Here is a 25,526-nt window from a genome sequence, read left to right on the forward strand (position 1 = left end):
ATCAGTGGCGGGGGCGGGGCATGTCCGCGTACTGATCGCTCTCCTCGTTCCGGGCCGTTCAGTCCTTGGCGAGCAGTACGTCCTCGTCGAAGCAGGTCCGGGCGCCGGTGTGGCAGGCCGCGCCGACCTGGTCGACCTTGACCAGCACGGTGTCCGCGTCGCAGTCCAGCGCGACGGACTTCACGTGCTGGACGTGTCCGGAGGTGTCGCCCTTGACCCAGTACTCCTGGCGGCTGCGGCTCCAGTACGTGCAGCGCCCGGTGGTCAGCGTGCGGTGCAGCGCCTCGTCGTCCATCCACCCGAGCATCAGCACCTCACCGGTGTCGTACTGCTGCGCGATGGCCGGGACCAGGCCGTCGGGGGTGCGCTTGAGCCGGGCGGCGATGGCCGGGTCCAGCGAGGCACCGGAGGGGGGCGGGGTGACGGGGCTGCTGCTCATGCCCTCCATTGTGCCGTGCGGCATCATGCGGGCATGAACGACCAGTACCCGCCCCCGGACGACGACAGGGTGGCCAAGGTGGCCACGATCGTGGTGTGCGCGGTCTTCGCGGCGGCCGTTCTGGTGCTGACGGTGATCCTCTTGCACGGGTGACGCGGGGTGCGGAAGGGACCGTGCTCCGTCGTGGCACGGGCGGCGGGGCGGGCCGTAGGGTGAGGCCATGTCGACCCATGCCAAGCGTGAACGACTTCTTCTCGCCGATCTCTTGGAGAGCGCCGGGCCCGACTCGCCGACGCTGTGCGAGGGCTGGACCGCCCGCGACCTGGCCGCCCATGTGGTGGTGCGCGAGCGGCGCGCGGACGCGGCCGGCGGCCTGGTGATCAAGCCGCTGGCGTCCCGGCTGGAGCGGGTACAGGCCGAGTTCGCCGCCAAGCCGTACGAAGAGCTGATCCGGCTGATCAGGACCGGTCCGCCGCGGCTGTCGCCGTACGCCCTGAAGCAGATCGACGAGGCGGCGAACACGGTGGAGTTCTTCGTGCACACGGAGGATGTGCGGCGCGCCCAGCCGGACTGGACGCCGCGCGAGGTGAGCTCCGTCCTCGCCGACGCCCTGTGGTCCCGCATCGAGCGGATGGCCCGGATACTGGGGCGGAAGGCCCCGGTGGGCGTGGTGCTGCGGCGCCCGGACGGGCAGACCGCGGTGGCGCACCGCGGCACGCCGGTCGTCACGGTCACCGGCGAGCCGGGCGAGCTGACGCTGTTCCTGTACGGGCGGCAGGACACCGCCAAGGTCGAGCTGGACGGCGACAAGGACGCGGTGGCCCGGCTGCTGGAGGCCAAGCTGGGGCTGTAGCCCCGGCCCGGATGCGGAGGATTCGGAGAGAGGCCCTCAGGCCGGGCGTCGCGCGTCCGGCCCGAGGGCCTCCATTTCGTCGAGACCCGACTCCTCCGTTTCGTACAGGCCCGTCTCCTCCAGCGTGCGCAGCCGTCGGTAGTCCGTCTCGATCTGCCGCGGGTCGCGGTGGACGAGGTAGCAGATGCCGGGCGAGGTGAGCGAGTCGACGGTGGGGGCGAGGTGGTCGCCGACCTCGACGGAGAGGTGGTGCCCCGCGTACGAGGGCAGCGCGCGGACCTCGTCGAAGCGGGCCAGGGAGACCAGCCGGCCGCCGTGCGGGGAGATCAGCGAGACATAGCGCAGCGGGAGACGCGGCTGGGCCGGGCGGTCCGTGCGCGCCATGAACGCCGCCGGGTCTGCGCAGGCCAGCGCGGTGAGCGCGACGTGGTCGGTGCCGAAGCAGCGGCTGACGACGTGCGGCAGGATGCTGCCGGCGAGCCGGGCGCCGGTCTCGATCAGTACGGGGCCCTCGTCGGTGAGCATGATCTCGGAGTGCGCCGGGCCGTTGCGGATGCCGAGGGCGTCCAGGGCGCCGAGGAGGTACGGGCGGAGCGCGGCGGTGGCCGGCTCGCGCGCGGAGACCGGCTCCTCGTAGTCGTAGACCGGGGCGCCGCCGCGGCCCGGGCGCTTGTGGTAGCGCCAGATCTCGGCGATGTGGTGGCGGCCCGCCACGCTGACCGTGTTGGCGAAGTACTCGGTGCCGGACAGGTGTTCCTGGACGACGACGGTGCGATTGCGGGCGCCGGTGAAGTTCACCGAGCGCAGGATGTGGTCGAAGGCGGTGCACAGCTCCACCGGCCCGGCGCAGAAGAAGACGTTGTCGGTGCCGGCGCTGTCGGCGGGCTTGACGACCACGGGCCAGCGGCCGTGCGCGCGGGCCCAGGCCAGGGCGGTGTCGAAGCGGTGGGTGCGCAGGGTGTCGGGCGCGCGCAGCCCGTGTGCCCGTACGGCCCTGGCCATCTCGTACTTGTCGCGGCGCACGCGGCGGCCGTCGATGACGTTGCCGGGCAGGCCGAGCCGGGCGGAGAGGGCGTCGGCGAGGTCCACGCCGGTCTCGTTGCCGGGGAGGACGCGGGCGGGTGCGTACGGGAGTACGGCGGTGATCAGGGCGTCCAGGTCGCCCTCGTACGTGAACCGGTCGGCGACCGCCTCGGCCGGGAAGGGCGTGCGCAGCAGGCGGTCTCCGATGCCGGGCGCGCTGTCGATGTGGATCGTGGTGACGCCGTGCGCGGCCAGCGCCGCGGGCAGGAAGCGCCCGCTGGAATAGGCGTCAACTACCAGGCAGTGCATGGATCTTCTTGCCTTCCTGGGCCACCGCGGCCGGGGGCGCGCCCCGGCGGGCGAGCAGCCCGAGCCCGATGAGGACGGTGATGACGGCGATGCCGACGGCGGAGGGCACCGAGAACGTCAGCCGTTTGTCGGCCAGTTGGAGGAGGAGGGTCAGGGCGGGCGCGAGGGCGCAGATCATGGAGGCGGTCACCGGGGTCACCCGGCGCACGCCGATCTGCACGAGGACGGCCGGTATGCCGACGCCGATGACGGCGACCACCGCGCCGGGCAGCAGCGCCTCGCCCAGCCGGGCGGTGTCCCCGGTGGCGGCGAGCAGCCAGCCGGCCGCGGCGACCAGACCGAAGCGCAGGCCCATGACGGTCGGGACGTCGACGCCCGCTGCGCCGAGGCGGGCGGAGAAGACGACGTTGGCGGCGCCGCCCGCGCCGGAGGCGACCGCGGCGCACACGCCGAGCGCCATGACGGCGGCGGCCCGGTCGCCGACGCCGCTGCGGCCGTCCAGGGAGGCCCAGACCAGCCCGGCGAGGGCGAGCACGATGCCGAGCGCGGAGAGCAGTTCGCCGGGCAGGACGCGGCCCTTGCGCCACCACAGGTACTGGAGCAGCACGGTGCAGGCCGGGCCGATGGCGATGGAGACGACGTTGGCGACGGCCGGTTCCATGAGCTTGAGCGCGTACAGCAGGGACAGCCAGGTCACCGCGGTGGTGACGTTGAGGACGAGCAGGTCGGCGGCGTGCGCCCGGGCCACGGCGAGGACCCGGGCCGGGCGCGTCCGCAGCAGCGTCAGGCCGCAGAAGAAGACGCCGGTGAGGGTGAAGGCGACCGCGGCGACGCTGCCGGGGTCGAGGTGCTGGAGCCGCTGCGCGGCGAACACATCCACCAGCGCGGAGAACAGGGCGAAGACGAACAGTGCGGCCACGGCGCTCCCTATCGGGTGGCCGACGGGCCGTCAGCCCCGCTGTCCGGTGGACCGTCGGTACGGCCGTCCGGCGGGCCGTCGGCGCGCCGCGGCCGGGGCCGGGGGCCGAAGAGCGCGCGGCCCACCCGTACCAGCGTCGCGCCCTCCGCCACCGCGGCCTCGAAGTCGGCGCTCATGCCCATACTGAGCTGGGTGAGGCCGTGCGCGGCGGCGAGCGAGCGGAGCAGCCGGAAGTGCGGGCGCGGGTCGCGGCCGTACGGCGGCAGACACATCAGGCCGACGACGGGCAGCCCGCACACGTCCCGGCACTCCTTGAGGAAGGCGTCGGCGGCCTCCAGCGGTACGCCGCTCTTGTGCGGCTCGTCGGCGGTGTTGACCTGGACGAAGCAGTCGGGCCTGCGCCCGGTGCGGGCCATCGCGGCGGCGAGGGCCGCGGCCAGCCGCGGGCGGTCCACGCTGTGCAGGACGTCGAAGCCGGTGACGGCCGCCGCGGCCTTCTTGGTCTGCAGCGGGCCGACGAGGTGCAGCCGCAGGTCCGGGTAACGGGCGCGCAGCGGCGGCCACTTGGCGCGGGCCTCCTGGACCCGGCTCTCCGCGAAGTCGCGCTGCCCCGCGTCGATCGTGGCGGCGACGAGGTCGCGCGGGTGGTACTTGCTGACCGCGACGAGCTTCACCGAGCCGGGCTCGCGGCCGGCGCGGCGGCAGGCTTCGTCGAGGCGTCGGTTGAGCACGTCGAGACGCGCGGCGGGGTCCGGGGCCGGTCCCGGGTCGGGACGGTGGCTGTCCGGAGGGCTGCCGTCGGGGGCAGTGCGGTCACGTGCGGTGCGGTCACGTGCGGTGCGGTCGTCGGTCATGGCGCTCACTCCGCCCCTTCCGCGGCGTACGACGCGCCGTCCGCGGCCCCGTCCGCCGCGTCGTCCGTGGCGTACTGCGCGTACCGGCCGTCCCAGACGCTGAAGTACTTCCAGGCGGAGTCGAACAGCACGGTGATCACGACGGCGTCCGGGGGCAGCGTGCGGGCGAGCCGCCGCGCGGCGAAGACATTGCCGCCCGCGGTGGGCCCGACGCACAGGCCCTCCTTCTCGATCAGCTCCTTCATGACCGTCCAGCCGTCGTCCCCGCTGATCAGCTCGACCTCGTCGACCAGCTCCTCGCGCAGATTGGCGGGCACCTTGCCGGGCCCGAGGCCCATCAGGTTGTGCGTGTGGTGGGTGAAGGGCAGCCCGTGCCGCTTGGCGTACAGGGCGGCCGAGCGGTCCACCTCGACGGCGGTGGTGCGCAGCCCGGGGTGGGCGGCCTTGAGGACGTCCGCGATACCGGTGAAGGTGCCGCCGGTGCCGAGAGAGCAGACGAACCGGTCGGGGACGAGGCCCAGCGCGTCCAGCGCGGTGACGATCTCGGTGCCGCAGGAGCGCCAGGCGCGCCAGTTCAGCTCGTTGGCGGACTGGTCCAGGTAGTGGCTGCCGGGGTGCGCGGCGACGTACCGGCGGGCGGTCTCCTCGCCTTCGAGGAGGAAGCCCTCGGGGTCGGTCTCGATGACGGTGCCCCCGAAGGAGGCGATCTGCCGGCGGCGTTCCTCGGTCATGCCGGCCGGCATGACGATGACGACGCGGTAGCCGCGGTCCCGGCCGACCCGGGAGAGGGCCGCGCCGCCGTTTCCGGTGGAGCATTCGACCAGGGTCATTCCCGGGGCGATCGTGCCGGCCCGTTCCAGTTCGTCGAGCATGAAGGTGAAGACCCGGTCCTTGTGACTGCCGGTGGGATTACGGAACTCGCACTTGGCGAATATCCGCGCGGCCCCCGGCTCGGCAGTACTGCGTAGTTCGTACAATTCCGTGTGCCCGACTTCGGCACCGTGCACAAATGCACTCACGTGCGGTTCCCCCGAACCCGTACTGGACAACTTGCTGAATTACGTCATGACCCGAAGAAGAAATGTCCGGACCGCGTCGCAGGACGCTCCGGACCGTGTCAGGACATCACGACGGCGCGCCCGGTCCGTTCGTCGACGTCGATCCGGATGACGGACTTGACCGTGATGCCGAAGCGCTCGGCGACCCTTTCCCGGCCGCCGTTCGCGGGCTTCTCCACCGCCACGACGACCTCGCCGACCCGGGCACCGGCCGCCTGCACGGCCTCGATCAGGGCGATCAGGGTGCCGCCCGTGCTGATCGTGTCGTCCACGATGGTCAGCCGGTCGCCCGGCTCGATGCCGTTGACGTAGAGCGTGCCCTGGAAGTACTCGCTGTCGATCGGCACCGACACGGACCGCTCGCCGAGGTCGTAGGTGTACCAGCGGGCGACCGCCAGCGGCAGCCCCGCGGCGAGCGAGAGCGCCCCGCCGAGAATGGCGCCCTTGTCCTCCTCGACAAGAATCTTGTCCGCGTCGAAGTCGCCCAGTGCAAGCATTCTGCCGGCGGCTTCCGCGAGGACTTCCGGGCGCAGCGCGGGCGATTGGTCCGTGAATTCGTTCACGGTGGTCAGATGGCGTCCCGACTTTACGGTGGGCGCGCCCGCGTAGACCTCTTCGAGCAGCATGTGATGTTCTCCCCCGTTGCTTCCCCCGATTGCCGGCCGCGCATTACTGGACGGCAATTGAGGCATTGGTACCGCGCCGGGCGGGCAACCAGCAACGGCATTTCGGAATTGTGCGTGGAAAACGCCGGTCGAGGAACGGGCCGGCGGGCCGCACGCGCCGCGCGGCCGCCCGCCACCAGGCAGGGCCGCGCCTACCGCCGTACGGCAATATCGCGACGCACTGGCCGAAAACCGGCCGTATGCCCCTGCGCCCGTAGGGGCGGAGCTAGTCGCCGGGCGCCAGGTGGCGTACGAGAATGCGCTGCAGCTCGCGGGCCGCGCGGGGCGGCGAGACGTCCGCGCGGTGCGCGACGGAGATGTTGCGGTGCAGGCCCGGCGCGGCGAACGGGGTGGCGCGCAGCCCGGCCCGCGCGGCGACCATGCTGGGCACGACGGCGCTGCCGAGCCCGGCCCGTACGAAGCCGAGTACCGCGTCCATCTCGCCGCCCTCGACGGTGAAGACCGGCTCGAAGCCGGCCGCGCGGCACGCGGCCACGGTGAATTCCCGCAGGTCGTAGCCGCGCCGGAACATCACCAGCGGATGGTCGCGCAGATCGTCGACGCGGAGGTACTTGCGGCGCACGGGCGGCGGCGCGTCCGGCGCGGAGACCACGACCAGCTCCTCGCGCAGCAGCTCGGCGGTGGTCAGCGCGGGGGCCTGCACCGGCAACGGGGTGATGACGAGGGCGAGGTCCAGCTCGCCCGCGGCCAGTACCCGTACCAGGTCCTGCGAGCCGCTCTCGCGCACCTGGAGGTCGACGCCCGGGTAGCGGTCGTGGAAGGCGCGCAGCACGTCGGGCACGACCGAGGCGCACAGGCTGGGCGGGGCGCCGAGCCGCAGCCGGCCGCGGCGCAGCCCGGCGACCTCCTGGACCTCGCGGCGGGCGGTGTCGGCGTCGGCGAGGATGCGGCGCGCGAACGGCAGCAGCGTCTCGCCCGCGTCGGTGAGCGTGATGTGGCCGCGCGCCCGGTGGAACAGCTCGGCGCCCAGCTCCCGCTCCAGGGACCGGATCTGCTGGGAGAGCGAGGGCTGCGCGACGTGTTCCTGCTCGGCGGCGCGCGTGAAGTGCCGGGTGTCGGCGACGGCCGCGAAATAGCGGAGCTGCTGCAGCTGCATACGGCCACGGTAGTCGGTCGATAGCCGAAGCCTATGGAGATGAGCCGGAGCATGTCTTGGACTGATGGCTGACAACGTCCTTACCGTCGTGCCCATGGCAGTGGACACCCGGACGGACCGACGGCCGTCCTCCTACGCGGGCATCCTGTGGCACTCGACCGTCGGCAAGAAGACGGCGATGGCCGTCAGCGGCATCGTGATGCTGCTGTACTTGGTCGCCCACATGCTGGGCAACCTCAAGATCTTCTTCGGAGCCGCCGAGTTCGACGGTTACGCCCACTGGCTGCGCACCATCGGCGAGCCCTTCCTGCACCACGAGTGGTTCCTCTGGATCGCACGGGTCGTGCTGCTCGCCGCGGTCGTCGTGCACGCGGTCGCCGCGTACCAGCTCAGCCGCCGCGACATCAAGGCCCGGCCGAGCAAGTACGTGCACAAGAAGAAGCGCGCCAGCTACGCCACCCGCACCATGCGCTGGGGCGGCATCATCCTCGGCCTCTTCATCGTCTGGCACATCCTGGACCTGACGACCCTGACGGTGAACCCGCGCGCCGAAGCCGGACACCCGTACGCCAATGTCGTCGCCACGTTCTCCACCTGGTACGGCAACGTCATCTACATCGTCGCGATGCTCGCGCTCGGCCTGCACATCCGGCACGGCTTCTGGAGCGCCGCGCAGACGCTGGGCGCCAACCGTCCGGCGCGCGACCGCACCCTCAAGGCCATCGCCAACCTCCTGGCCCTGGTCCTCACCCTCGGCTTCATCGCCGTCCCCGTCTCCGTGATGACCGGAGTTGTGAGCTGACATGAGCACCTACAGCGAGTACCGGACCGGCGAGCCCGTCGCCGACACCAAGGCACCGGACGGCCCGATCAACGAGCGCTGGGACCGCCGCCGCTTCGAGGCGAAGCTGGTCAACCCCGCGAACCGGCGCAAGCACACCGTCATCGTCGTCGGCACCGGGCTGGCCGGCGGCGCGGCCGGCGCCACCCTGGCCGAACAGGGCTACCACGTCGTGCAGTTCTGCTACCAGGACTCGCCGCGCCGCGCCCACTCCATCGCCGCCCAGGGCGGCATCAACGCGGCCAAGAACTACCGCAACGACGGCGACTCCATCCACCGCCTCTTCTACGACACCGTCAAGGGCGGCGACTTCCGCGCCCGCGAATCCAACGTCCACCGCCTGGCCCAGATCTCCGTGGAGATCATCGACCAGTGCGTGGCCCAGGGCGTGCCCTTCGCCCGCGAGTACGGCGGCCTCCTCGACACCCGCTCCTTCGGCGGCGTCCAGGTCTCCCGTACGTTCTACGCCCGCGGCCAGACGGGCCAGCAGCTGCTGCTCGGCGCGTACCAGGCGCTGAGCAGGCAGATCGCGGCCGGCACGGTCGAGATGCACCCGCGCACCGAGATGCTCGACCTGATCGTCGTCGACGGCCGGGCCCGCGGCATCGTCGCCCGCGACCTGCTCACCGGCCGCATCGACACGTACTTCGCGGACGCGGTCGTCCTGGCGTCCGGCGGCTACGGCAATGTCTTCTACCTCTCCACCAACGCCAAGAACTCCAACGCCACCGCGATCTGGCGGGCGCACCGGCGCGGCGCGTACTTCGCCAACCCCTGCTTCACCCAGATCCACCCCACCTGCATCCCGCGCTCCGGCGACCACCAGTCCAAGCTGACGCTGATGAGCGAGTCGCTGCGCAACGACGGCCGCATCTGGGTGCCCAAGGCCAAGGGCGACACCCGCCCGCCGGCCGAGATCCCCGAGGACGAGCGCGACTACTACCTGGAGCGCATCTACCCCGCCTTCGGCAATCTCGTCCCGCGCGACATCGCCTCGCGCGCCGCGAAGAACGTCTGCGACGAGGGCCGCGGCGTCGGCCCCGGCGGCCAGGGCGTCTACCTCGACTTCTCCGAGGCCATCGCCCGGATGGGCCGCAAGGCGGTGGAGGCCAAGTACGGCAACCTCTTCGACATGTACGCGCGGATCACCGCGGAGGACCCGTACACGACGCCCATGCGCATCTACCCGGCCATCCACTACACGATGGGCGGCCTCTGGGTCGACTACGACCTGCAGACCACCGTGCCCGGCCTCTTCGCCATCGGCGAGGCCAACTTCTCCGACCACGGCGCGAACCGCCTCGGCGCCTCGGCCCTCATGCAGGGCCTGTCCGACGGCTACTTCGTCCTCCCGGCCACCATCAACGACTACCTCGCCCGGCACCCCCACGACGAGGTACCCGATGACCACCCGGCCGTCGTCGAAGCGGTCACCTCCGTCACCGACCGCCTCTACCGCCTCCTCTCCAACAACGGCGACCGCACCCCGGACTCCTTCCACCGGGAGCTGGGCGAGCTGCTGTGGGAGGAGTGCGGCATGGCCCGCACGGAGACCGGCCTGCGCAAGGCCCTGGACCGCATCCCCGAACTCCGCGAGGAGTTCTGGCGCCGCATCAAGGTCCCCGGCTCCGGCCAGGACCTCAACCAGTCCCTGGAAAAGGCCAACCGCATCGCCGACTACTTCGAACTCGCCGAGCTGATGTGCCTGGACGCCCTGCACCGCGCCGAGTCCTGCGGCGGCCACTTCCGCGAGGAAAGCCAGACCGAGGGCGGCGAGGCGGAACGCCGCGACGAGGAGTTCTCCTACGCGGCGGCGTGGGAATTCACCGGCAGCGGCGAGCCGCCCGTGCTGCACAAGGAGCAGCTCGACTTCGAGTACGTCCACCCCACTCAGCGGAGTTACGCGTGAACCTCACCCTGCGCATCTGGCGCCAGTCCGGCCCCGATTCCGCGGGCCGTATGACCGAGTACGACGTGCGGGACATCTCCCCCGAGATGTCCTTCCTCGAAATGCTCGACACGCTCAATGAAGAGCTGATCCTGCGCGGCGACGAGCCGGTCGCCTTCGACCACGACTGCCGTGAGGGGATCTGCGGCGCGTGCGGCATGGTCATCAACGGCGAGGCGCACGGCCCGGAGCGGACCACCACCTGCCAGCTGCACATGCGGCACTTCGACGACGGCGACACGATCGACATCGAGCCGTGGCGCGCCTCGGCGTTCCCCGTCGTCAAGGACCTGGTCGTGGACCGTACGGCGTTCGACCGGATCATCGGGTCCGGCGGCTACATCACGGCCCCGACGGGCAGCGCGCCCGAGGCGCACGCCACGCCGGTGCCGAAGCCGGCCGCCGACACCGCCTTCGAGCACGCGGAGTGCATCGGCTGCGGTGCGTGCGTGGCGGCCTGCCCGAACGGCTCGGCGATGCTCTTCACCTCCGCCAAGGTCGTCCACCTCAACTCCCTGCCGCAGGGCGCCCCGGAACGCGAGTCCCGGGTGCTGGACATGGTCGGGCAGATGGACGACGAGGGCTTCGGCGGCTGCACGAACACGGGCGAGTGCGCGACGGCCTGCCCGAAGGGCATCCCGCTGTTCAGCATCACCAAGATGAACCGCGAGTTCGTCCGGGCGGCCCGCAAGGCCTGACAGACCAGGGTCCGGGCTCCCAGGCCTCCGGGAGTCCGGACCCGCCGGACCGGCGCCGCGGCGGCAACCGACGCTCCGCAGCCGCGGCGCCCCGAGGCGGCGGGCACGTGCGGTGCCCGCCCCCTCTCAGACCGCGGCGGTCCCGATGAGACCCTCCCGGGTGACCAGCCGGGCGAGCGCCTCCTCGTCCAGCCCCTCCGTGCCATCGGGCCGCCGCGGCAGCACCATGTAGCGGCTCTCCGCGCTGGAGTCCCATACGGTGATCCGTACGTCCGCCGGCAGCGCCAGCCCGAACTCGGCCAGCACGGACCGCGGCTCGCGCACCACCCGCGACCGGTACGCCTCGCTCTTGTACCAGGACGGCGACGGCCCCAGCAGCCCGATCGGGTAACACGAACACAGCGTGCAGACCAGCACGTTGTGCTCTGTCTCCGTATTCTCGACGACCTTCAACCGCTGCTCCTGGATGCCGCCGGCCATCGACAGACCGACCTCCGGCAGCGCGGTGTTCGCGTCCGCCAGCAGCCGTTCCCTGAAGCCGGGGTCCGTCCAGGCGCGCGCGGCGATCCGCGCTCCGTTGACCGGCGAAGCGCCGTTCAGCGTCGCGGCGAGGATCGCGTCCAGCTGCGCTTCCTCGACCACGCCCGCCGCGATCAGGCGCTCCTCCAGGTGGCGCACCCGCACCGCCACCGAACTGCTCGCATGCTCCCCGCTCACGCCGGTCCCTCCGTCACCCGCTCGATGTACGACTCCCAGAGGTCGACCGTGACCTCGTGCGTGCCCGCGCCCCACAACTCCCGCGCCGGGAAGGCCACCGTGTAGACGGTCTCGACGCGCGGCTCGGCGGTCCCGGTGGCCAGGTCGTCGGCCAGCGGCCACCGTCCCTGTGCTTCCACGACGCGCCCGACGTGTCCGCGTACGTAACGCGGCGCCCGGGTGTGCCCCTCGGGATCGACGGGACGCACCCGCACCCGCTCCCCCGCCGCGAATTCACTCATCGCCGAGCACCTTCCGCCCGGCGACCAGCGTCTCGATGGCGTGCAGCCACCGCTCGTAGTAGGAAGCCGCCAGATACTCGGCAGGCGCCATCCGCTCCACGGTGTCCCGGAACTCGTCCAGCGTGTAGACGCCATTCCGCACCAACGCGGCGTTCAGCGCAAAAACCCGCGCCTCCCAGTCCGCATGAAACGCCGGCTCGTCCCCCTCGATCTCCAGCACCCCGAACCCGGTCTGCCCACCCACGTCGTTGACTCGGCTCATGGGGGCGACCCTACGGCGGTGAGACGCCTCTGACCAGGAGGTATACCGGCCGCGTCAGCGGACCGGGTGCCCCGCCTCGCGCAGCGTGTTCTTGACCTCGCCGATGCGGAGGTCGCCGAAGTGGAAGACGGAGGCGGCGAGGACGGCGTCGGCGCCGGCTTCGATGGCCGGGGGGAAGTCGGTGAGCTTGCCGGCGCCGCCGGAGGCGATGACCGGGATGGTGACGTGCTTGCGGACGGCGGCGATCATTTCGGTGTCGTAGCCGTCCTTGGTGCCGTCGGCGTCCATGGAGTTGAGGAGGATCTCGCCGGCGCCGAGCTCGGCGGCGCGGTGGGCCCACTCGACGGCGTCGATGCCGGTGCCGCGGCGGCCGCCGTGGGTGGTGACCTCGAAGGACCCCGATTCCGTACGGCGTGCGTCGACCGAGAGGACCAGGACCTGGCGGCCGAAGCGTTCGGCGATCTCGCGGATCAGCTCCGGGCGGGCGATCGCGGCGGTGTTGACGCCGACCTTGTCCGCGCCCGCGCGCAGCAGCTTGTCGACGTCCTCGGTGGTGCGGACGCCGCCGCCGACGGTGAGCGGGATGAAGACCTGCTCGGCGGTGCGGCGGACCACGTCGTAGGTGGTCTCGCGGTTGCCGGAGGAGGCGGTGATGTCGAGGAAGGTCAGCTCGTCGGCGCCCTCCTCGCCGTAGATCTTGGCCATCTCGACCGGGTCGCCGGCGTCGCGGAGGTTCTGGAAGTTGACGCCCTTGACGACCCGGCCGTTGTCGACGTCCAGGCAGGGGATGACTCGGACCGCCAGCGTCATGTGCTCGGCACCTCTCTGAAAGCTTCTAGTTCTACTTGGACCAGGATGCGGGGGTCGACGAAGCCCGAGACCACGACGACGGTCGTGGCGGGGCGGACCGCGCCGAAGAGCTCCTGGTGGGCGCGGGCCGCCTCGTCGATGTCGCGGGTGTGGGCGAGGTAGACGCGGGTGCGGACGACCGCGTCCGCGCCGAGGCCGAACTCCGTGAGGGCGTCCAGCGCCCTGGTGAAGGCGACCCGGGTCTGTTCGTACGGGTCGCCCTCGCCGTACAGGACCGTGCCGTCGAACGGCGTCGTGCCCGCGACCTGGACACGGTCGCCGGCCGCGACGGCGCGCGCCGCCCCGAACGCCTCTTCCCAGGGTCCTTCACCAGGCACGCGCCGTACGTCGGTCATCGGTCCGTCTCCCTGCTAACGGGTGGCCTCCAGGGCCTCTTCCAGGGTGAACGCCTTGGCGTACAGGGCCTTGCCGACGATCGCGCCCTCCACGCCCTCGGGCACCAGCGTCGCGATGGCGCGCAGGTCGTCGAGGGAGGAGACGCCGCCGGAGGCGACGACGGGGCGGTCGGTCGCGGCGCAGACGTTCTTCAGCAGCTCCAGGTTGGGGCCCTGCAGCGTGCCGTCCTTGTTGATGTCGGTGACGACGTACCGGGCGCAGCCCTCGGCGTCCAACCGGGCCAGCGTCTCGTACAGGTCGCCGCCGTCGCGGGTCCAGCCGCGGCCGCGCAGCGTCGTGCCGCGCACGTCCAGGCCCACCGCGATCTTGTCACCGTGCTCGGCGATGATCTTGGCGACCCACTCCGGGTTCTCCAGCGCGGCGGTGCCGATGTTGACGCGCTCGCAGCCGGTGGCCAGCGCCGCGGCCAGCGAGTCGTCGTCGCGGATGCCGCCGGACAGCTCGACCTTGATGTCCATGGAGCGGGCGACCTCGGCGATCTGCGCGCGGTTGTCGCCGGTGCCGAAGGCGGCGTCCAGGTCGACCAGGTGCAGCCACTCGGCGCCCGACTGCTGCCAGGCCAGCGCGGCCTGCAGCGGGTCGCCGTAGGAGGTCTCGGAGCCGGACTCGCCGTGCACGAGGCGGACGGCCTGGCCGTCGCGGACGTCGACGGCGGGCAGCAGTTCGAGCTTGTTCACAGCACTCACAGGGTTTCGATCCAGTTGGACAGGAGCTGGGCGCCGGCGTCGCCGGACTTCTCGGGGTGGAACTGGGTGGCCCACAGCGGCCCGTTCTCCACGGCGGCCACGAAGCGCTCGCCGTGCGTGGCCCAGGTGACCTGCGGCGCGCGCATGGCGGGGTTGCTGACCTCCAGCTCCCACTCGTGCACCGCGTAGGAGTGCACGAAGTAGTACCGGGCGTCCGCGTCCAGGCCCGCGAAGAGCCGCGAGTCCTGCGGCGCATCGACGGTGTTCCAGCCCATGTGCGGGACGACGTCGGCCTTGAGCGGGCCGACCGTGCCGGGCCACTCGTCCAGACCCTCGGTCTCCACGTCGTGCTCGATGCCGCGGCCGAAGAGGATCTGCATGCCGACGCAGATGCCCATGACCGGGCGTCCGCCGGCGAGGCGGCGGCCGACGACCCAGTCGCCGCGCGCGTCGCGCAGGCCCTGCATGCAGGACGCGAAGGCGCCGACGCCGGGGACCAGCAGCCCGTCGGCGTTCATGGCGGTGTCGTAGTCGCGGGTCACCTCGACATCGGCGCCGACGTGGGCCAGCGCCCGCTCGGCGGACCGGATGTTGCCGAAGCCGTAGTCGAAGACGACCACTTTCTTACGAGGCGTGCTCAATTCCAGACCTCCAGCCGGAGAATGCCCGCGACGAGACACAGGGCCGAGCCGATGGCCAGCACCGCGATCAGGCTCTTGGACATCTGCTGCTTCCAGAAGGAGAAGACTCCGCCGAGCAGGAAGAGGCCCACGAGGATGAAGACCGTCGAGAGACCGTTCACAGCGCGCCCTTCGTGGAGGGCAGGATGCCGGCCGCGCGCGGGTCGCGCTCGGAGGCGTACCGCAGCGCCCGGGCCAGCGCCTTGAACTGGCACTCGACGATGTGGTGGGCGTTGCGCCCGTACGGCACGTGGACGTGCAGCGCGATCTGCGCCTGCGCGACGAAGGACTCCAGTATGTGCCGGGTCATCGTCGTGTCGTACGTGCCGATCATCGGCGCGATGTTCTCGGGCTCGGTGTGGATCAGGTACGGGCGGCCCGAAAGGTCCACGGTGACCTGCGCGAGCGACTCGTCCAGCGGGACGGTGCAGTTGCCGAAGCGGTAGATGCCCACCTTGTCGCCGAGGGCCTGCTTGAAGGCGGCGCCCAGCGCGAGGGCGGTGTCCTCGATGGTGTGGTGGGTGTCGATGTGCAGGTCGCCCTCGGTCTTCACGGTGAGGTCGAACAGACCGTGCCGGCCGAGCTGGTCGAGCATGTGGTCGTAGAAGCCCACGCCGGTCGAGACGTCGACCTGTCCGGTGCCGTCGAGGTCGATCTCGACGAGGACGGAGGTCTCCTTGGTCGTGCGCTCGACGCGTCCTACCCGGCTCATGCGCCTGTCTCCTTCATGATCGCGCGCACCGCATCGAGGAACGCGTCGTTCTCGGCCGGGGTGCCGGCGGATACCCGCAGCCAGCCCGGCACTCCGTTGTCACGGACCAGGACGCCCTGGTCGAGGATGGCCTGCCACGCGGCGTGCTGGTCGTCGAACCGGCCGAACTGGACGAAGTTGGCGTCGGAGTCGACGACCTCGCAGCCGATCGCGCGCAGCTCGTCGACGATGCGGTCCCGCTCGGTCTTCAGCTGCTCGACGTACTTCAGCAGCGTATCGGTGTGCTCCAGGGCGGCCAGCGCGGTGGCCTGGGTGACCGAGGAGAGGTGGTACGGCAGGCGTACGAGCTGTACGGCGTCGACCACGGCCGGGTCGGCGGCGAGGTAACCGAGGCGCAGCCCGGCCGCGCCGAACGCCTTGGACATCGTCCGCGAGACGACCAGGTTCGGCCGGCCCTCGATCAGCGGGAGCAGCGAGGGGCGGTGGCTGAACTCGCCGTACGCCTCGTCGATCACCACGAGCGAGGGCTTGGCGGCCTGCGCGGCCTCGTACAGCGCCAGAACCGTTTCCGCAGCCACGGCCGTGCCGGTCGGGTTGTTCGGCGAGCAGATGAAGACCACGTCCGGCTTGCGCTCGGCGATGGCCTTCTTCGCGGCCTCGATGTCGATGGTGAAGTCGTCGTTGCGCGGGCCGGAGATCCACTCCGTGCCCGTGCCGCGCGAGATCAGGCCGTGCATCGAGTACGACGGCTCGAAGCCGATGGCGCAGCGCCCCGGCCCGCCGAAGGTCTGCAGCAGCTGCTGGATGACCTCGTTGGAGCCGTTGGCGGCCCAGACCTGGTCCTTGGTGACCTCGTGGCCGCCGGTGCGGGAGAGGTACCGGGCCAGCTCCGTGCGCAGCTCGACCGCGTCCCGGTCCGGGTAGCGGTTCAGGTCGCGCGCCGCCTCGGTGACCCGCTCGGCGATCCGCTGCACGAGCGGCTCGGGCAGCGGGTACGGGTTCTCGTTGGTGTTCAGGCGTACGGGCACGTCCAGCTGGGGGGCGCCGTACGGGGACTTGCCGCGCAGCTCGTCCCGGATGGGGAGATCGTCGATCCTGGTCACTTGCCCTGCGGGACCTTCCAGTCGAACCTTGCCTTGATGGCCGCGCCGTGTGCCGGGAGGTCCTCGGCCTCGGCGAGGGTCACCACGTGGTGGGCGACCTCGGCCAGTGCGTCGCGGGTGTAGTCCACGACATGGATGCCGCGCAGGAAGGACTGCACGGAGAGCCCCGAGGAGTGGCACGCGCAGCCGCCGGTGGGCAGCACGTGGTTCGAGCCCGCGCAGTAGTCGCCGAGCGAGACGGGCGCGTACGGGCCGACGAAGATCGCGCCGGCGTTGCGGACCCGCGCGGCCACGGCGGAGGCGTCGGCGGTCTGGATCTCCAGGTGCTCGGCACCGTAGGCATCCACCACCTTCAGGCCCTCGTCCAGGCCGTCGACCAGCACGATCGCGGACTGCCGCCCGGCCAGCGCCGGGATGATCCGGTCCTCGATGTGCCGGGTCGCGCGGACCTGCGGGTCCAGCTCCTTCTCGACCCGCTCGGCCAGCTCCTCCGAGGCGGTGACCAGGACGGCAGCGGCCATCGGGTCGTGCTCGGCCTGGCTGATCAGGTCGGCCGCGACGTGCGCCGGGTCCGCCGTGTCGTCCGCGAGGATCGCGATCTCGGTGGGACCGGCCTCGGAGTCGATGCCGATACGGCCCTTGAGCAGGCGCTTCGCGGCGGCGACGTAGATGTTGCCGGGGCCCGTGACGAGGTTCACCGGCAGGCAGTCCTCGGTGCCGTACGCGAACATCGCGACGGCCTGGGCACCACCGGCCGCGTACACCTCGTCCACGCCCAGCAGGGCGCAGGTGGCCAGGATGGTCGGGTGCGGCAGACCGTCGAAGTCGGCCTGCGGCGGCGAGGCGACGGCCAGCGACTCGACGCCGGCCTCCTGCGCGGGCACCACGTTCATCACCACGGACGAGGGGTAGACCGAGCGGCCACCGGGCACATACAACCCGACCCGCTCGACCGGCACCCACCGCTCGGTGACCGTGCCGCCCGGCACGACCTTCGTCGTCACATCCGTACGCCGCTGCTCACGGTGGACCGTGCGGGCCCGCTTGATGGACTCCTCCAGGGCGGCCCGGACCGCCGGGTCCAGCTCCGCCAGCGCGGTCCGCAGTGCCTCGGCGGGCACCCGGACCCGCTCGATCTCGACCCGGTCGAACCGATGGGCGTACTCGATCAGCGCAGCCGTGCCACGATGGCGCACGTCCTCGCAGATGGGCCGCACCTTCTCCAGGGCGGCTTCCACGTCGAACTCGGCACGGGGCAGCAGGTCGCGCAGGGCGCCGCCCTCGGGGAGGGCGGCACCGCGCAGATCGATTCGGGAGATCACCCCTCCAGTGTCTCAGACGCGCTGCCGGTGTCCGCCGCCCGTATCAATCGGTGATACGTAGTGCCCGGGGTGATCCTGGCCACTGGCGTTCACCCGGACACTCAGTGGGAATGGGGTTCACGGGGTGGCATACCGGTACGCCTGGGGCGCCCGGTACGCAGCGAAAGACGGCGGTGCCGGGACGGCACCACCGGGAACGAGAGGGGGAGGCCGCGGTGAGTGACCCCACCGACGGCGACGCGCCGCCGGAGCTGGACCTGACCTCGGCGGAATGGAGCCTGTGGCAGGCGTTCCGCAACGGCAGCACGTGTGATCTGCGCACCGACGACCCGGCGCGCAACGATCCGCACGCCCGCCACGAGTGGGGCCCCGAGCGCACGGTACGCGCCCGGATCATCGCGCTCCTCCTGCTGAACGGCCCGCCGGCCCAGCCCGGCCGGGTCTCCGCGCTGAAGCTCACCGGCGCGTACATCACCGACTCCCTCGACGTCGCGGGCGGCACAATCGAGCCATTTGTCGAGCTGCGCGACTGCCGCTTCGAGAGCGAGATCGTCCTCCCCGAGAGCCGCTTCACGACGCTGCGCATGGTCAACTGCGCCATCCCCCGGCTGGAGGCCGCCCGCCTGCACACCGAGGGTGACCTGCACCTTCCGCGCTGTATCGTCCAGCGCGGCATCCGGCTCACCGACGCCCAGATCGGTACGGACCTGATGCTGAACCAGGCCGTGGTGCACAAGGACCGGCGTGGCCGGTCGATCACCGCGGACGGGCTGAGCGTCGCCCAGGACCTGCAGGCCGAGATGCTGGAGTCGTACGGCGAGCTGTCGCTGCGCGGCGCGTCGATCGGCGTGTCGCTGAGCCTGCGCGGCAGTCGGCTGAGCAATCCGTACGGCCGCCGGGCCCTGAACGCTCCGCAGCTCACCGTGGAGCGCACGCTCTACCTCACCGCCGCCGGCCTCTCCGGCTCGGTCTCCAGCTCGGCCACGCCTCCGTACGGCATCACCACGACGCCGGCGCGCGGCACCCGTATGCAGCGCTTCGAGTGCGAGGGCGGCATGCGGCTGGACGACGGGCGCTTCGGGGACGCCGTCGACCTGGACCAGGCGCGTTTCATACTGGAGTCCGACCAGGAACTGTCCATGCGCCGCATCCAGACCCCCGAGCTGCGCTTTCTGGGCGAGCGCCCGCAGCGCGGCCGGGTCATCCTCTCCGGCGCCCGGGTCGTGAACCTCGTCGACAAGTCGACCAGCTGGCCCGGTCTGGGCGGCCTGTGGATGGCCGGTTTCGCCTACGAGACCCTCATCCCCCGCGGCCACTTCCCGCTCTCGCTGCGCCTGCAGTGGGTCGCGGCGGCCACGCCCGAGTACGCGCCGGAGCCGTACGAGATGCTCGCCGCGGCGCTCCGCCGCAGCGGCGAGGACTCCGACGCGCGCGAGGTCCTCCTCGCCAAGCAGCGCAGACGCCGCGAAACGCTGCCGCTCGCCGCGAAGTCCTGGGGCTTCCTCCAGGACTGGACGGTGGCCTACGGATACCGCCCGGGCCGCGCCGCCGTGTGGATGGCCGTCCTGTGGGCGGTGGGTACGGTCTTCTTCTCGCAGAATCCGCCGCACGCCCTGAAGCCCGGCGAGACGCCGCTGTGGAATCCGTACCTGTACACGCTCGACCTGCTGCTGCCGGTCATCAACCTCAACCAGGACAGTTACTGGCGGCCCGAGGGCGGCTCCCAGTGGGCCGCCGCGGTCATGATCCTGGCGGGCTGGGTGCTGGCCACCACGGTCGCCGCCGGTGCCTCGCGACTGCTTCGCCGCCAGTAGGCCCATGGGGCCGGGAAACACTCCTGTGACGCCCGGCCCCTCCCGGGGCGCCGCCGACCATTTAGGCTTACGGGCTGTGACCTCCGTGCGCCTACCGCTCTTCCCGCTGAACACGGTGCTGTTCCCGGGCCTCGTGCTTCCGCTGAACATCTTCGAGGCGCGGTACCGAGCTCTGATGCGGGACCTGCTCGACCTCCCGGAGGACGAGCGCCGCTTCGGAGTCGTCGCGATCCGCGACGGCCGCGAGGTCGCCGCCACCGCCCCCGGGATGCCCGACAGCACCGCGCTCCCCGACAAGGGCGCGGCGGCCGGCTTCGGCGACGACCCGATCCGTGCCTTCCACCCCATCGGCTGCGTCGCCGACGCGGCCACCATCCAGGAGAAGGGCGCCACCGCGGGCCCGGCCCCCGAGGGGAGCGACGAGAACACCTCGTACGAGGTGCTCACCACCGGCACCACCCGCTTCCGGCTGCTCTCCGTCGACGCCTCCGGGCCCTACCTCACCGGCGAGATCGAGCCACTGGAGGAGGAAGAGGGGGACGGCGCGGGCGCCCTCGCCGTCGGCGTGGAGCGGGCGTTCCGCACGTACCAGAAGAAGCTGGCCTGGGCGAACGAGCGCACGGTGACCAGCTCCCAGGAACTCCCGGACGACCCCGCCGTGCTGTCCTACCTCGTGGCCGCCGCGACCGTCCTGGACGTGCCGCGCAAGCAGCAGCTCCTGGAGGCCGCGGACGTCACGTCCCGTCTCGCACAGGAGCTGAAAATGCTGCGCCAGGAGACCGCGGTGATCGGTAAGCTCCCATCGCTGCCGGCCGTGGACCTCACCCGGCAGCCGACCAGCCCGAACTGACACGAGGACGGGACGTTGGCGAAGAAGTCCAAGAACGGCAAGCAGGGCGGCACCCCCGCGACGGTCGCCCTGACCCAGGCAGGCGTGCCCTTCACCACGCACGCCTACGAGCACGACCCGGCCACCGCCTCGTACGGCGAGGAGGCGGCGCAGGCCCTCGGGATCTCCCCCGACCAGGTCTTCAAGACGCTGCTGGCGGACGTCGACGGCGCGCTGACCGTGGCCGTCGTCCCCGTCTCCGGCTCGCTGGACCTCAAGGCCCTCGCGGCCGCGGTCGGCGGCAAGCGCGCCACCATGGCCGACCCCGCCCTCGCCGAGCGCACCACGGGCTACGTACGCGGCGGCATCTCGCCCCTGGGCCAGCGCAAGAAGCTCCGCACGGTACTGGACGCCTCCGCCGAAGCCCTGACCACGATCTGCGTCTCGGCGGGCCGCCGCGGCCTGGAGGTCGAACTGTCCCCCAAGGATCTGGCGGCCCTCACCGACGCGTCCTTCGCCCCGATCGGCCGCGCCTGAACTGCGGCCGACGAGCCCTCTTTACGCGCCGCGCAGCCGCGACTAGTACCCATAGGGACCCCGCTGAGGAGGCCCCTGTGTCCAAGAAGACGCGCAAGCGCAAGTGGCGCATCAAGAAGGGCCGCGCCAACCACGGCCGCCGGCCGGCGTAGCCATCGCATCCCGCGACCGCGCGCCGTGGCCCCCGCTCCCGGGACGTCAGTCCCTCGGCGGCTGCGGCGCGTGCCAGTCCGGCTCGAACGGCTCCGGGTCGCGCGGGCCGAACATGCCCGTCAGGAACAGCTGTCCCAGCGCCGCGCCGATCGGCCAGGCCAGCAGCGCGCCCTTGGCCTGCAGTCGCAGCGGGGCGTCGAAGGCCACGCCCTTGCCCACCGCCTTGGCCTGCGACACCACGTCCTGCTCCGGGCCCAGCTGCATGCCCAGCCGCCAGGCGAGCACCGAGCCCAGCAGCCCGCCGATCACGAGCGCCACCACCAGCGGCACGCCGCCGCGCCGCCGCCACAGGAAGACCACCGCCGCGCTCAGCACGCCCAACCCCAGCCCGAGGAGCATGAACGTGCCGTCGGCGCCGATCGACTCCTCGCCCTCGGCGTTCTTCAGGTAGACGGCCCGGCCGTCCGAGACCAGCGGCACATGCGGCGCCAGCCACGCCCACAGCACCCCGAGCAGCGCCCCGCACACCGTCATGACCAGCACGACCAGCAGGGCTTCCCGCAGCTCGCTGCGGAGACCGGGGCCGTCGTCCCCGTCCAGGGGACGGGCGCCCGGCCCGCCGTACTCCTGCGGGGGCGTCGGCACGGGCTCCTCCTCGGTGGCGGGCCGGGGCCACGGGGCGCGGGTGTCCCCCGGCTGCTGGTTCGACGGACGGTCGGGCGGGGTCAGCGGTGCACTCACCCCGCCATCGTGCCAGGTCCCGGCCGCACCACCGGCGGCAGGAGTGTCTCCCGGCCCGGTCGGCCCGCCCGACGCGCTCCGCCGGGTCACCGCACCGCCGCCCGGCGGTACGCCCACGTCGCCACGGCCAGCGAAAGCACCCCGACCCCGGCGCACACGCCGAGATCCACGCAGATCAGCAGCCAGTCGGGGTGCGCCTCGAAGCTGTGCGCCAGCGCCTCCACGCCGTACGTGGAGGGCAGCAGATCGCGCGCGTAGTTGATGACGGCGGGCAGCCGGCCGGCCGGGAGCACGCCCAGCAGCAGCGCCGCCGACATGCCCAGCTGGCCGAGGAGCGTGGCCAGTTCCTGGCGGGGCGCGAGCAGCCCGAGCGCGGCGCCCAGACCCGAAAGCGCCGCACCGGAGAGCGGGATGACCGCGATCAGTACCCACAGATGCGTCAGCGGCAGCTGGAAGAGCACGCTGCCGGCCACCGCGGTGACCACCGCGCCGGGGACGGTGAAGGAGGCGTACGCGGCCGCCGCGCCCAGCACCACGGCCGCCGGCGGCACCGGCAGCGTGGCGTAGTGGTCCAGCCCGCCACCGGCCCGCAGCTGTCCGAAGTACTGCGCGAGCAGGTTCAGCGCCACGAACGCCACGACGAGCACGCTGGACCCGGACACCACGGCCCGCGCCTCCTCGGGCCCGTCCGCGACGCCGCGCATCAGGACCATGATGCCGACGGACTGGAAGGTGGCGACGAACAGCAGCGGGATGCGGGCGACCCGGGCCCGGGAGAGCTGCGCGCGGTACACGGCGGCCAGCGCCGGCCACAGCCGCGCGCGCGGCGCCAGCTCGGCCGCCGGGGCATCACCGGCCCCGGCACCGGCCCGCGCGCCGGTCAACGCCTCCGCAGAAGCCGCAGAAACCACACTCACGCCGCGCCGCTCCTCTTCCGTTCCGGCCGGGCCGCTCTCACGCCTTCACCAAGCCTTCCTCAGTCCGCCCGCCGAGGGCGAGGTAGACATCCTCCAGGCTGGGCGTGGCGAGCGTGAAATCGTCCAGGGCCGCGAAGGCGGGCCCGCCGGTGACCGCGGCCACCGCGGCCCGGGCCTCGTCCGGCGCCAGCCGCAGCGTCCAGCGCCGCCCACTCTTGCGCGCATGCTCGCCGAGCCGGGCGACCTCGGGCACGTCCAGCGGGGCGCGGTCGCGCCAGACCAGTTCCACGCGTACTTCCTCGCCGACCATTTCCTTCAGGCCGCCGGGCGTGTCGCAGGCGATGACCCGGCCGCGGTCGATCACCGCGACCCGGTCCAGTACGGTCTCCGCCTCCAGGACGTTGTGGGTGACCAGCAGGACGGTGGCGCCGCGCTCGGCGCGCCGACGGTCCACGGCCGACCACACCGCGCGCCGCGCGAGGGGGTCCATGCCGGTCGTCGGCTCGTCCAGGACCAGCAGCGGGCGCTCGCCCACCAGTACGGTGGCGAAGCAGGCCAGCCGCCGCTGCCCGCCGGACAGCTTCTTCAGCGGGCGTCCGGCAATGTCCGCCAGGCCCAGTTCGTCGAGGACGGCGTCCCGCTCGGCGCGCGCGGCGCGGGTCTCCAGGCCGCGCAGCCGGCCGGTGGTCTCCACGGCGAGCGAGACGGTCATTTCGTCCAGCGCGGTGGACTCCTGACCGAGGTAGGCCAGCAGCCGGGCGGCCCGCTCGGGGTGGCGCACGATGTCGTGGCCGAGCACGGTGACGCTGCCGGAGTCCGGCCGCAGCAGCCCGGTGAGCTGCCGTACCAGGGTGGACTTGCCGGCGCCGTTGGGGCCCAGCAGGCCGAAGATCTCGCCGCCCCGGATGTCCAGGGCGATCCCGTCGCTGGCGCGTACGGCGGGCACGTCGGCAGCGCCTCGCCGCCCGCGCACCGCGGGATACGTCTTGACCAGATCCCGCAGGGCCACGACGGTCCCGCCGTCCGCGGCCTGCTGCGTGCCCGCTGTTGTGCCCGTCCTCACGAGGAACGAGGGTACGCGCCCGTCGTCGGCCCGCCGCCCGCGGGGCGTCCGGCGGCCGCGCGGTCAGTCGGCCGCGGGCGCGTGCTCGGCCGCCGTGCGCAGGTCCACCTCGCGCCAGAACCCGGCCCGGATGGCGTACCGGTCGTGCTCGTCGATCTGGTCGTCCTTGTGCGCGAGCAGCCCGAACCGGGCGGCGTAGCGCAGCAGCTCGCCGTCGATGCGGTGCGGGATGCGCGGGTACTCCGTGGAGAGCTGCTGGAGGTGGGCGGCGTCGCTGAGGCGTTCGGTCCAGCGGCGGGCGAAGACCTGGCCGACCTCGAAGGGGTCGCCGCCGACCGCGGTGATGTCCTCCTCGCGGTCGGCCCAGCGCTGTTCGGCGCTGGTGAGCTGGGCGAGGGTGGGCAGCGAGGCGGTCTCCGGCGGCTCGCCGACCGGCCCGCCGGCCCGCTCCACCCAGCCCTTGTCGGAGGACCAGCGCAGCGTCGCGGCGGCGGGCACGGGGGTGCCGCCGGGCGGTGTCGGGTGGTTCTTGCCGAGGCCCGCGAGGTCCTTGGGGGTGGGCACGCCCTTACCTGCGGCCGCGGCGGCGCCCGCCTCCGTCTCGCGGTCCTCGGCGCAGGTGCCGTCCGCCGTGGTGGGCCCGGCCGGCGCCGCGCCGTCGGGCGCGTCGGCGCGCGGGACGTGCGCGGGCCGGGCCGTGCCGTTGCGTTCGCGGTGGTGGTGCGGGTGGTCGCCGTCCTGGGCGGCCGCCGAGGCGGCAGCGGCGGCGGCGACCGCCGACTCCGGCAGCGGCGCCGAGAGGATCGCGGCGATTTCCGTACGCGGTACGGAGGAGGGCGCGCAGACGCCGCTGATGTCCTTGGCACGCACCGCGCGGGTGATCCACGCGCGGTCCAGCACCCGGCGCTCGTCGGCCTCGGCGACCAGGTCCTCGGACTGGTTGTAGTCCCCGTCGGCGGCCTGGACGGCCCAGAGGTGGACGGCCACGCCGTGCTCCTTGGCCGACATCAGGCCGGGCAGCAGGTCGCCGTCGCCGGTGACCAGAACGATGTCGGAGCAGGCGCGGTTCCTGGCCAGTTCGGTGAGCTCGGCGTGCATCGCCGCGTCCACGCCCTTCTGTGCCCAGCGGCCGTCGCTGCGGGTCAGCGCGCCCAGCCGTACGGTGACCCGGGGCATCACCCGCAGCCTGCGGTGCTCGGGCTGCGGCACCCGGTCGGGGGCGCCGTCGAACCAGTAGATGCGCAGCAGCTGCCGTTCGGTATCGGCTTCGGCGCGCTCGCGCAGGCCCTGGATGAGGGCGGCGTGGTCAACCGTGATCCGGGACCGCGCGGGCTCTCCGGCCAGCAGGCTCGCGGCGGCGCCCAGCAAGTACCCGGCGTCCACCAGGACGACGCAGCGGTCCACGTTCCACCCTCTTCCCTAAAGGTCCTGCGGTCCGGTCGCCCCCCGGCTCGGCCTGTCGGCTGAGGTGTCTTCGGCTCTCGTCGAGTCTGCTTGCTTCGCGTCTGCTGTCTTCGCGTCTGCTGTCTTCGAGTCTGCCCGACCGGGCGGGGGTTATCTGCCGGAACTCGATCATCGGCGTGGCGCATTACGCCGCCGCTGTCGCGATCCCGTCGCCGACACTCCGCCTCACCCAAGAGAATTGCCCGGAATGCATCCTTTTACCCGGCGTGTAACTCTGGCTTCGGCCCCGATCCCAGGATCCCCCTCAGGAGGCAT

Annotated in this window: 29 protein-coding genes; 7 read left to right on the plus strand and 22 right to left on the minus strand. The window is 72.2% G+C overall.

Annotation, left to right across the window (positions count from 1 at the left end; all coding sequences use genetic code 11):
- Nucleotides 1–58: 58 nt before the first annotated feature.
- Entirely contained in the window at nucleotides 59–439 is a 381-nt protein-coding gene (gene hisI, locus AB0I82_RS08090; RefSeq protein ID WP_363256299.1) for a phosphoribosyl-AMP cyclohydrolase, read from the minus strand.
- A gap of 220 nt (nucleotides 440–659) precedes the next feature.
- On the opposite strand from hisI, the gene AB0I82_RS08095 reads away from it, so the two are divergent.
- Nucleotides 660–1,292 carry a TIGR03085 family metal-binding protein gene (locus AB0I82_RS08095; protein ID WP_363256300.1) on the plus strand — a complete coding sequence of 211 codons (633 nt, stop codon included), beginning with the start codon at nucleotides 660–662 and terminating at the stop codon, nucleotides 1,290–1,292.
- Between the two features lie 36 nt (nucleotides 1,293–1,328).
- Here the strand turns inward: AB0I82_RS08095 and AB0I82_RS08100 are convergent, their stop codons facing one another.
- The 6 genes from AB0I82_RS08100 to AB0I82_RS08125 all read right to left on the minus strand — a co-directional run bounded on the left by AB0I82_RS08100 (nucleotide 1,329) and on the right by AB0I82_RS08125 (nucleotide 7,237).
- Nucleotides 1,329–2,624, minus strand: a complete 1,296-nt coding sequence (locus AB0I82_RS08100; RefSeq protein WP_363256301.1) for an ATP-grasp domain-containing protein — start codon at nucleotides 2,622–2,624, stop codon at nucleotides 1,329–1,331.
- On the minus strand, nucleotides 2,605–3,543 hold the full coding sequence (locus AB0I82_RS08105; protein WP_363256302.1) for an EamA family transporter: 939 nt from the start codon (nucleotides 3,541–3,543) through the stop codon (nucleotides 2,605–2,607). Before AB0I82_RS08105 ends, AB0I82_RS08100 begins: the two co-directional genes overlap by 20 nt.
- An 8-nt stretch (nucleotides 3,544–3,551) precedes the next feature.
- Nucleotides 3,552–4,397 carry a YggS family pyridoxal phosphate-dependent enzyme gene (locus AB0I82_RS08110; RefSeq protein WP_363256303.1) on the minus strand — a complete coding sequence of 282 codons (846 nt, stop codon included), beginning with the start codon at nucleotides 4,395–4,397 and terminating at the stop codon, nucleotides 3,552–3,554.
- A 5-nt stretch (nucleotides 4,398–4,402) separates the two neighbouring features.
- Nucleotides 4,403–5,416, minus strand: a complete 1,014-nt coding sequence (locus tag AB0I82_RS08115) for a cysteine synthase family protein (protein WP_363256304.1) — start codon at nucleotides 5,414–5,416, stop codon at nucleotides 4,403–4,405.
- 98 nt (nucleotides 5,417–5,514) lie between these two features.
- A complete protein-coding gene (locus AB0I82_RS08120) occupies nucleotides 5,515–6,081 on the minus strand; it encodes a phosphoribosyltransferase family protein (RefSeq protein WP_363256305.1) in 567 nt (188 codons plus the stop codon).
- A gap of 265 nt (nucleotides 6,082–6,346) precedes the next feature.
- Complete coding sequence (locus AB0I82_RS08125; protein WP_363256306.1) at nucleotides 6,347–7,237, minus strand: LysR substrate-binding domain-containing protein; 891 nt, start codon at nucleotides 7,235–7,237, stop codon at nucleotides 6,347–6,349.
- Between the two features lie 94 nt (nucleotides 7,238–7,331).
- Here AB0I82_RS08125 and AB0I82_RS08130 point away from each other — a divergent pair, with 94 nt between their 5' ends.
- The 3 genes from AB0I82_RS08130 to AB0I82_RS08140 are packed head-to-tail and all read left to right on the plus strand — an operon-like array spanning nucleotide 7,332 to nucleotide 10,724.
- Entirely contained in the window at nucleotides 7,332–8,039 is a 708-nt protein-coding gene (locus AB0I82_RS08130) for a succinate dehydrogenase (RefSeq protein ID WP_363256307.1), read from the plus strand.
- Nucleotide 8,040: 1 nt separating this feature from the next.
- Nucleotides 8,041–9,987 (plus strand): fumarate reductase/succinate dehydrogenase flavoprotein subunit, encoded by a 1,947-nt coding sequence (locus tag AB0I82_RS08135; RefSeq protein ID WP_363256308.1) that lies wholly within the window; start codon nucleotides 8,041–8,043, stop codon nucleotides 9,985–9,987.
- Complete coding sequence (locus AB0I82_RS08140) at nucleotides 9,984–10,724, plus strand: succinate dehydrogenase/fumarate reductase iron-sulfur subunit (protein WP_363256309.1); 741 nt, start codon at nucleotides 9,984–9,986, stop codon at nucleotides 10,722–10,724. Before AB0I82_RS08135 ends, AB0I82_RS08140 begins: the two co-directional genes overlap by 4 nt.
- 126 nt (nucleotides 10,725–10,850) lie before the next feature.
- Here the strand turns inward: AB0I82_RS08140 and AB0I82_RS08145 are convergent, their stop codons facing one another.
- The 11 genes from AB0I82_RS08145 to hisD are packed head-to-tail and all read right to left on the minus strand — an operon-like array spanning nucleotide 10,851 to nucleotide 17,753.
- Nucleotides 10,851–11,441 carry a nitrile hydratase subunit alpha gene (locus AB0I82_RS08145; RefSeq protein WP_363256310.1) on the minus strand — a complete coding sequence of 197 codons (591 nt, stop codon included), beginning with the start codon at nucleotides 11,439–11,441 and terminating at the stop codon, nucleotides 10,851–10,853.
- Nucleotides 11,438–11,722: an SH3-like domain-containing protein gene (locus AB0I82_RS08150; protein ID WP_363256311.1), complete on the minus strand. Its 285-nt coding sequence runs from the start codon at nucleotides 11,720–11,722 to the stop codon at nucleotides 11,438–11,440. Before AB0I82_RS08150 ends, AB0I82_RS08145 begins: the two co-directional genes overlap by 4 nt.
- Nucleotides 11,715–11,984 carry a hypothetical protein gene (locus tag AB0I82_RS08155; RefSeq protein WP_363256312.1) on the minus strand — a complete coding sequence of 90 codons (270 nt, stop codon included), beginning with the start codon at nucleotides 11,982–11,984 and terminating at the stop codon, nucleotides 11,715–11,717. The genes AB0I82_RS08150 and AB0I82_RS08155 overlap by 8 nt, the downstream gene beginning before the upstream one ends.
- 54 nt (nucleotides 11,985–12,038) lie before the next feature.
- Nucleotides 12,039–12,794 (minus strand): imidazole glycerol phosphate synthase subunit HisF, encoded by a 756-nt coding sequence (hisF, locus tag AB0I82_RS08160; protein WP_363256313.1) that lies wholly within the window; start codon nucleotides 12,792–12,794, stop codon nucleotides 12,039–12,041.
- Nucleotides 12,791–13,189, minus strand: a complete 399-nt coding sequence (locus AB0I82_RS08165) for a Rid family hydrolase (protein WP_363256314.1) — start codon at nucleotides 13,187–13,189, stop codon at nucleotides 12,791–12,793. Before AB0I82_RS08165 ends, hisF begins: the two co-directional genes overlap by 4 nt.
- Nucleotides 13,190–13,204: 15 nt before the next feature.
- Nucleotides 13,205–13,927, minus strand: coding sequence for a bifunctional 1-(5-phosphoribosyl)-5-((5-phosphoribosylamino)methylideneamino)imidazole-4-carboxamide isomerase/phosphoribosylanthranilate isomerase PriA (priA, locus tag AB0I82_RS08170; RefSeq protein WP_052865866.1), 723 nt, complete (start codon nucleotides 13,925–13,927; stop codon nucleotides 13,205–13,207).
- A 5-nt stretch (nucleotides 13,928–13,932) separates the two neighbouring features.
- On the minus strand, nucleotides 13,933–14,577 hold the full coding sequence (hisH, locus tag AB0I82_RS08175) for an imidazole glycerol phosphate synthase subunit HisH (RefSeq protein ID WP_363256315.1): 645 nt from the start codon (nucleotides 14,575–14,577) through the stop codon (nucleotides 13,933–13,935).
- The gene (locus AB0I82_RS08180) at nucleotides 14,574–14,738 is read right to left on the minus strand and encodes a hypothetical protein (RefSeq protein ID WP_363256316.1); all 165 of its coding nucleotides are present in this window, start codon (nucleotides 14,736–14,738) and stop codon (nucleotides 14,574–14,576) included. Before AB0I82_RS08180 ends, hisH begins: the two co-directional genes overlap by 4 nt.
- On the minus strand, nucleotides 14,735–15,328 hold the full coding sequence (gene hisB / locus AB0I82_RS08185; RefSeq protein WP_363256317.1) for an imidazoleglycerol-phosphate dehydratase HisB: 594 nt from the start codon (nucleotides 15,326–15,328) through the stop codon (nucleotides 14,735–14,737). Before hisB ends, AB0I82_RS08180 begins: the two co-directional genes overlap by 4 nt.
- The gene (locus AB0I82_RS08190) at nucleotides 15,325–16,431 is read right to left on the minus strand and encodes a histidinol-phosphate transaminase (protein ID WP_363256318.1); all 1,107 of its coding nucleotides are present in this window, start codon (nucleotides 16,429–16,431) and stop codon (nucleotides 15,325–15,327) included. The genes hisB and AB0I82_RS08190 overlap by 4 nt, the downstream gene beginning before the upstream one ends.
- On the minus strand, nucleotides 16,428–17,753 hold the full coding sequence (hisD, locus tag AB0I82_RS08195; RefSeq protein ID WP_363256319.1) for a histidinol dehydrogenase: 1,326 nt from the start codon (nucleotides 17,751–17,753) through the stop codon (nucleotides 16,428–16,430). The genes AB0I82_RS08190 and hisD overlap by 4 nt, the downstream gene beginning before the upstream one ends.
- Nucleotides 17,754–17,968: 215 nt before the next feature.
- Here hisD and AB0I82_RS08200 point away from each other — a divergent pair, with 215 nt between their 5' ends.
- The 3 genes from AB0I82_RS08200 (at nucleotide 17,969) to ybaK (ending at nucleotide 20,933) form a co-directional block, all read left to right on the plus strand.
- Nucleotides 17,969–19,567, plus strand: coding sequence for an oxidoreductase (locus tag AB0I82_RS08200; protein WP_363256320.1), 1,599 nt, complete (start codon nucleotides 17,969–17,971; stop codon nucleotides 19,565–19,567).
- Between the two features lie 76 nt (nucleotides 19,568–19,643).
- Nucleotides 19,644–20,417 carry an LON peptidase substrate-binding domain-containing protein gene (locus tag AB0I82_RS08205; RefSeq protein WP_363256322.1) on the plus strand — a complete coding sequence of 258 codons (774 nt, stop codon included), beginning with the start codon at nucleotides 19,644–19,646 and terminating at the stop codon, nucleotides 20,415–20,417.
- A gap of 15 nt (nucleotides 20,418–20,432) precedes the next feature.
- Nucleotides 20,433–20,933: a Cys-tRNA(Pro) deacylase gene (ybaK, locus tag AB0I82_RS08210; RefSeq protein ID WP_363256323.1), complete on the plus strand. Its 501-nt coding sequence runs from the start codon at nucleotides 20,433–20,435 to the stop codon at nucleotides 20,931–20,933.
- A 198-nt stretch (nucleotides 20,934–21,131) separates the two neighbouring features.
- On the opposite strand, the gene AB0I82_RS08215 is transcribed toward ybaK, so the two are convergent.
- The 4 genes from AB0I82_RS08215 to AB0I82_RS08230 form a co-directional block, all read right to left on the minus strand.
- Complete coding sequence (locus AB0I82_RS08215; protein WP_363256324.1) at nucleotides 21,132–21,827, minus strand: hypothetical protein; 696 nt, start codon at nucleotides 21,825–21,827, stop codon at nucleotides 21,132–21,134.
- Nucleotides 21,828–21,913: 86 nt separating this feature from the next.
- Nucleotides 21,914–22,711 (minus strand): ABC transporter permease, encoded by a 798-nt coding sequence (locus AB0I82_RS08220; RefSeq protein ID WP_363256903.1) that lies wholly within the window; start codon nucleotides 22,709–22,711, stop codon nucleotides 21,914–21,916.
- A gap of 70 nt (nucleotides 22,712–22,781) precedes the next feature.
- A complete protein-coding gene (locus tag AB0I82_RS08225) occupies nucleotides 22,782–23,807 on the minus strand; it encodes an ABC transporter ATP-binding protein (RefSeq protein ID WP_363256325.1) in 1,026 nt (341 codons plus the stop codon).
- A gap of 63 nt (nucleotides 23,808–23,870) precedes the next feature.
- Complete coding sequence (locus AB0I82_RS08230; RefSeq protein WP_363256326.1) at nucleotides 23,871–25,211, minus strand: NYN domain-containing protein; 1,341 nt, start codon at nucleotides 25,209–25,211, stop codon at nucleotides 23,871–23,873.
- Between the last annotated feature and the right edge of the window lie 315 nt (nucleotides 25,212–25,526).

Origin of the sequence: Streptomyces sp. NPDC050315, from assembly GCF_040655775.1 — a bacterium.
Lineage (GTDB): Bacteria > Actinomycetota > Actinomycetes > Streptomycetales > Streptomycetaceae > Streptomyces.

Bases quoted from the DNA above. Each gene is read 5' to 3' on its own strand.
- AB0I82_RS08150 (WP_363256311.1), bottom strand. From the start codon at position 11,722: ATGAGTGAATTCGCGGCGGGGGAGCGGGTGCGGGTGCGTCCCGTCGAT.
- AB0I82_RS08110 (WP_363256303.1), bottom strand. From the start codon at position 4,397: ATGACCGACGACCGCACCGCACGTGACCGCACCGCACGTGACCGCACT.
- AB0I82_RS08165 (WP_363256314.1), bottom strand. From the start codon at position 13,189: ATGACCGACGTACGGCGCGTGCCTGGTGAAGGACCCTGGGAAGAGGCG.
- hisB (WP_363256317.1), bottom strand. From the start codon at position 15,328: ATGAGCCGGGTAGGACGCGTCGAGCGCACGACCAAGGAGACCTCCGTC.
- hisI (WP_363256299.1), bottom strand. From the start codon at position 439: ATGAGCAGCAGCCCCGTCACCCCGCCCCCCTCCGGTGCCTCGCTGGAC.
- hisF (WP_363256313.1), bottom strand. From the start codon at position 12,794: ATGACGCTGGCGGTCCGAGTCATCCCCTGCCTGGACGTCGACAACGGC.
- AB0I82_RS08155 (WP_363256312.1), bottom strand. From the start codon at position 11,984: ATGAGCCGAGTCAACGACGTGGGTGGGCAGACCGGGTTCGGGGTGCTG.
- AB0I82_RS08095 (WP_363256300.1), top strand. From the start codon at position 660: ATGTCGACCCATGCCAAGCGTGAACGACTTCTTCTCGCCGATCTCTTG.
- AB0I82_RS08100 (WP_363256301.1), bottom strand. From the start codon at position 2,624: ATGCACTGCCTGGTAGTTGACGCCTATTCCAGCGGGCGCTTCCTGCCC.
- AB0I82_RS08135 (WP_363256308.1), top strand. From the start codon at position 8,041: ATGAGCACCTACAGCGAGTACCGGACCGGCGAGCCCGTCGCCGACACC.
- AB0I82_RS08120 (WP_363256305.1), bottom strand. From the start codon at position 6,081: ATGCTGCTCGAAGAGGTCTACGCGGGCGCGCCCACCGTAAAGTCGGGA.
- AB0I82_RS08130 (WP_363256307.1), top strand. From the start codon at position 7,332: ATGGCAGTGGACACCCGGACGGACCGACGGCCGTCCTCCTACGCGGGC.
- AB0I82_RS08125 (WP_363256306.1), bottom strand. From the start codon at position 7,237: ATGCAGCTGCAGCAGCTCCGCTATTTCGCGGCCGTCGCCGACACCCGG.